Annotated in this window: 5 protein-coding genes; 1 reads left to right on the top strand and 4 read right to left on the bottom strand. The window is 54.5% G+C overall.

Annotation, left to right across the window (positions count from 1 at the left end; genetic code table 11):
- The 3 genes from ACLQ7H_RS12400 to ACLQ7H_RS12390 form a co-directional block, all read right to left on the bottom strand.
- Positions 1-772: FAD-dependent oxidoreductase (locus ACLQ7H_RS12400; RefSeq protein WP_411752930.1), on the bottom strand; the 772-nt coding region annotated here is incomplete at its 3' end.
- Between the two features lie 59 nt (positions 773-831).
- Positions 832-1,782: an electron transfer flavoprotein subunit alpha gene (locus ACLQ7H_RS12395; protein ID WP_411752929.1), complete on the bottom strand. Its 951-nt coding sequence runs from the start codon at positions 1,780-1,782 to the stop codon at positions 832-834.
- A 22-nt stretch (positions 1,783-1,804) separates the two neighbouring features.
- Complete coding sequence (locus ACLQ7H_RS12390) at positions 1,805-2,569, bottom strand: electron transfer flavoprotein (RefSeq protein ID WP_411752928.1); 765 nt, start codon at positions 2,567-2,569, stop codon at positions 1,805-1,807.
- A gap of 361 nt (positions 2,570-2,930) precedes the next feature.
- On the opposite strand from ACLQ7H_RS12390, the gene ACLQ7H_RS12385 reads away from it, so the two are divergent.
- Complete coding sequence (locus ACLQ7H_RS12385; RefSeq protein ID WP_411752927.1) at positions 2,931-3,815, top strand: AraC family transcriptional regulator; 885 nt, start codon at positions 2,931-2,933, stop codon at positions 3,813-3,815.
- A 70-nt stretch (positions 3,816-3,885) separates the two neighbouring features.
- Here the strand turns inward: ACLQ7H_RS12385 and ACLQ7H_RS12380 are convergent.
- Positions 3,886-4,887, bottom strand: a 1,002-nt coding sequence (locus ACLQ7H_RS12380; RefSeq protein ID WP_411752926.1) for an acyl-CoA dehydrogenase, incomplete at its 5' end; no start/stop codon positions are given.

Below are 4,887 nucleotides of genomic sequence, written 5' to 3'. Positions count from 1 at the left end.
AGTCCTCCAGCATCTGGGGCACGCTTTTCCCCGCGTGGCCAATTTCCCCCAGGCCGCAGACCAGCCCTAGAGAGATGGAGTCCCGGTTGGTGTAGAGAAATCCGCCCCCCATCAGGCCGTTGGACGGAGAACCGGCAAACAGCCAGGCGGCCCCGTCATTGCCAGAGAGGTTAAAGCGATCTTCGATCACTGAGGGGGATAAACCGATAAGCTCTTTGACGCCTACGGCATAGTGATGTGGCGAAGAAGGTGGCACCAGGTTAATCGAGCGGCCAAGCATGGAGTTGACACCGTCGGCCAGGATCACTATGTCAGCCTTCAGGATATCGTCGCCCGCCTGCACGCCGATGACCTGGTTACCTTCCCGTATCAATGCGTCGACGCGGACGCCAGAGATAAACTGTGCTCCGGCCTGTTCGGCTTTTTCCATCAACCAGGGATCGAACCGGTTGCGCAGCACGGTATAAGACGCCTGGGCGGCAATGTCTGGTTTCTCGCTGTGAAAATCGAGCGTGACGGCGCTTTCTTCCGTCATGAATGAGATCTTTTCGCGGGTGACTTTACGCTCTACCGGTGCTTCCTGCGCGAACCCGGGCATAATGCGTTCCAGGCTATGGGCATACAGGCGGCCCCCGGTCATATTCTTACTGCCAGCGCTGTTGCCACGTTCGATGACCAGCACATCCAACCCGGCCTGCGCCATCACGTAGCTGGCTACGGCACCTGCGACGCCAGCACCGACCACGATGGCATCAAATTTATCATCCGACATGCTTATGCTCCCTATCCCGCCGCGGGTGTGCGGCGAGACGCGTGCGGTAAATCCAAGGGTTAACGACCTAATTGGTCGATCAGGGCAGGGACCACTTTGTAAATGTCACCCACCAGGCCGTAATCGGCATAGTTGAAGATCGGGGCGTTTTTGTCCTTATTCACCGCGACAATGATCTTGGCGCCGTTGCCGCCGACCATATGCTGGATCTGCCCGGAAATGCCCAACATCAGGTAGAGATCGGATTTCAGCTGCACGCCGGATACCCCGATGTAACGCTCGCGTTCCATCCAGTTTTCTCCCTCGGCGATAGGGCGAGAGCAGCCAACTTCCGCTCCCAGCAAGGCTGCCAGTTCATGAACCATTTTCAGGTCGTCCTGTGCTGCCAGCCCACGTCCCACGCCAACCACGCGTTTGGCCTTGCTGAGATCGACGCTGCTCAGCGCTTTGGCACGGCGCTCATTGCAGAGGATTTCCTGGCGCGGGGCAACATAGCTGAGCTGAGTGACCAGGCAGTCATGCGCCGGGTCGGCGGCGGCAGGCTCCACCACGCCGGGAGCCAGGGTGATGATGGCGGTGGTGGTATTGATTTTTTCTTTACCGAAGGCCAATCCGCCATACATACGGTGTTCGGCAATGAAATCAGCCCCGTCGACGTGCACGGTGGTCACATCGTTCACTACCGCTGCGTTTAGCAGCACGCCGAGGCGAGCGGTGAGAGCTTTACCGCGTTTGGTGGCTGCCATCAGTACCAGGGCCGGAGTCTGCTCGCCGTTGACCTCTTTCAGGATATCCGCCAGAGTTTCGGCGTAATTTTCAATGCGCTGCAGTGCAGAGGTTTTCTCCAGCACGTAGATGCCGTCTGCACCCAGAGACTTGAGCCTGGCAACCTGTTCGCTGTCCTGCACGATGGCGTAAACATGTTCGCCCCACTGGCGTGCACCTGCCATCAATTCGCCGTAGCGCTCAACGTTGTCGCTGAACACCCATACGTTTGTCAGTTTACTCATGATGATTTTCTCCAGTCGTGGGTTAGTTCAGCGCTTTTTTCAGATGGTCAGCCAGCTCGGCAATCGCTTCCGGGGAATCGTTTTCCAGAATGATGCGTTGGCGCTGTTTCTGCGGCGGTACGGTGATCGCAACGAGTTCGGCTAACGGCGGGGTCTGGCTCCAGGCAATGTCATTGGCCTGCCATTGATTGACCGGTTTTTTCCCGGCGCCGAGGATTGCCTTCATCGTCGGAATGCGGGGAACGTTAATGTCTGAAGTCACGCAGATCACCGCCGGAAGCGGCAGTTCAAGCACCTCTACCTCTTCTTCTAGCGTGCGTTCAACCAGCACACGGTCACCGGCAAACTGGATCTGGCTGACGGCGTTAACGGTGGGGAGTTGCAGGATCTCCCCGACCAACAGGCCGACCTGCTGGGCATATAAATCCCCGGAACCTTCACCAAACAGCATCAGGTCAAAACCGATTTTGTCTGCGGCGGCGGCCAGCGCGTGCGCGGTATCCATCGGCAGCGCGTTTTCCAACTGCGCATCCTGCACCAGATAAAGCTCATGAGGGCCGCGTGACAGTACGTCCTTGCGCACCTTGGAATTTTGCAGCAGCGAACCGCCCACGCAGAGCGCGGTAATCTGATCGTTCTCGGTTGCCAGTTGGGTAGCGGCTTCGATCGCGTTCAAATCGAACTGGCTGATTTTGGCTTCGGCGTGATCGAAATTGAGCGTACGTTGTGCGGTAACCACAATATCTTGCTCTTCGGGGACCAGCTTAAAGCAGGTTATTATTTTCATGGTATCTCCTGTGGGTCGCTCGCTGGCGGCAGAGAGCGTTCTATCAGCGGAAAGGACAAAAAGCATGACAATATATTGCGAGTGCGCAGGGGGATTTACGACTGGATAATCTGTTTTTGTTGCTAACAATCTTGCAAAAAAACGGCTAATAATGGAGGGATTACTTGGCGGGAAAGTGGTTTGCCAGTGAGCAAGGTAAGCCAGCGGCGCGATCGTCGTGATTTTATTTTCGTGCCATCTTGCATGCTGGGCAAACTATCTTGTTTTAGTCGCCTGGGCTCATATTGTATATTGTTTTCTGCCGCTCTATTTTAGCTACTGATCATTTTGCCAAAGCCAACTGTTTTGTGTGGAGGTTGCCATGTTTCAGCGCTGTTTCGATAATAAAAAAGAAGCCCTTTTCGAGCAGGGGATGACGCCCAAACTTTCGCGGTTCGTCATCAGTGACGATCCCAACTGGGAGTCTGGGCATCATGTGCATAATAATGAGAGCGAGCTGATTTACGTCAAGCAGGGCGTGGCCAGGCTGGTCATCGACTCCTCCTACTACGTGGCACACGCCGGTGATATCGTTGTTATTGAGCCTGGCCGACTGCACGCGGTGGCATCGGACAGCGCTTCCCCAGCCACCACCTATACCTGTGCCGTTCATGGTTTCAAGTTTCAGGGCTGGGAGGAAAATCAGATTTTGCAGTCTCACTCCTGCCCGGTGGTTTCCGTAGGGCAAGGCGTTGAAGTGATAAAAACGATTTTTCATGAACTCGGCGTTAGGCTACCCCAGCAGAAAAACGAGTTAACCTCATCGATTTATGATGCTTATGGTTATGCTCTTACCACGTTGTTTTATGAGAACTTTAAAAACGCCTACCGTTCAGAGTTGGGCTACATTAAAAAAGACGTGTTAGTGAAGGATGTGCTGGTTTATTTGAATAATAACTATCGTGAAAAGATCACGCTTGAACAGCTAGCTAAAAAGTTCCGCGCCAGCGTCAGCTATATTTGCCATGAATTTGCCCGCGAGTATCATATATCGCCGATCAATTACGTGATACAGCGCCGGATCACCGAGGCCAAGTTTACGCTGACCAATACCGATAATAGTCTCAATGAGATCGCCTGGCGGGTCGGGTACGAAAACGTCGACCATTTTGCCAAATTATTTATGCGCCATGTCGGTTGCTCCCCAAGTGATTATCGTAAGCAGTTCAATAATAACTTGGCGGAACCGGCGTGTTTACCGGGTTGAATTAGCTGGTGGCTTATTGATAACTCGCCAGGAGGTTGGCTTATTGGCGACCTCCTGGCTTTTTATTGCCTTATTTGCTCTGGTAGTCTTTCAGGATCTGGCGGCCAGCAATATAAATCATGATTTCATCGGTGCCACCGCCAATTCTTTCGCAGCGCACGTCGCGCCAGAAGCGGGAAACCCGAGCCTCATCCGTATAGCCAAGCCCGCCCATGATCTGGATGGCGTCGTCAATCACTTCCATCGCCGTACGGGCGCAGTGGAGTTTACACAGCGCGGCGCTGGTGCGCAGGGACTGTTTCTGATCCGCCTGCCAGGCCACTTTCATCACCATATTGCGCATGTTGTCGACCTTGATTGCCATCAGCGCCAGCTTTTCCTGGATCATCTGGTTATGGCCGATCGGCTTGCCGAAAGCGATACGCTGGTTGGCGTAACGGGCGGCATCTTCGAATGCGCACTCGGCGAAACCGGCGCTGCGTGCGGCGTTGATCAGGCGTTCCATTTCAAAGTTGTACATCACATTGAGGAAGCCCATGCCTTCTTCACCCACCCTATCGCTCTCATCCACCTCAACGTTATCGAGGTAAACTTCGCAGGTGCTCAGCATGTGCCAGCCGATCTTGTGCAGCGGATTGACCTTAATACCCGGCTTGTTGGATTCCATCCACCACAGGGTGAAGGCCTTTTTTGGATCTTTTGGCTCGGGATCGCGCGCCAGTACCAGCATATATGGGTATTCTTTGGCACCGGTGATAAAGGTTTTTTGCCCGTTCAGATACACCTTGCCGTTTTTACGGGTGTAGGTAGTGGTCGCAGCGCTATTGTCTGAGCCTGCGCCCGGTTCGGTCAGGGCCAGCGCGTAGGCCGGATCGCCGGTGGCCAGCGTGCTTTCTGCCGTCTTGCGCAGTTGTTCGGGTGAGCCGAAACGACGCATGCTGTGAATACACTGGCCGTTGGTGATCAGAAACGCTGGTGCGCCACATTTGGAGACCTCCATCAGCGCCAGCATCTGGGTGACATAGTCCGCCGGAATGCCACCGAATTCTTCCGGCACACCTAACAGAGAAAT

The organism is Serratia sp. (in: enterobacteria) (assembly GCF_046715635.1).
Taxonomy (GTDB): domain Bacteria; phylum Pseudomonadota; class Gammaproteobacteria; order Enterobacterales; family Enterobacteriaceae; genus Chania.
The sequence above is the reverse complement of the archived record's forward strand: the minus strand, read 5'-3'. Positions and strand labels throughout refer to the sequence as shown.

Coding starts and splice junctions, on each gene's coding strand:
- ACLQ7H_RS12395 (WP_411752929.1), bottom strand. CDS start 1,782: ATGAGTAAACTGACAAACGTATGGGTGTTCAGCGACAACGTTGAGCGC.
- ACLQ7H_RS12390 (WP_411752928.1), bottom strand. CDS start 2,569: ATGAAAATAATAACCTGCTTTAAGCTGGTCCCCGAAGAGCAAGATATT.
- ACLQ7H_RS12385 (WP_411752927.1), top strand. CDS start 2,931: ATGTTTCAGCGCTGTTTCGATAATAAAAAAGAAGCCCTTTTCGAGCAG.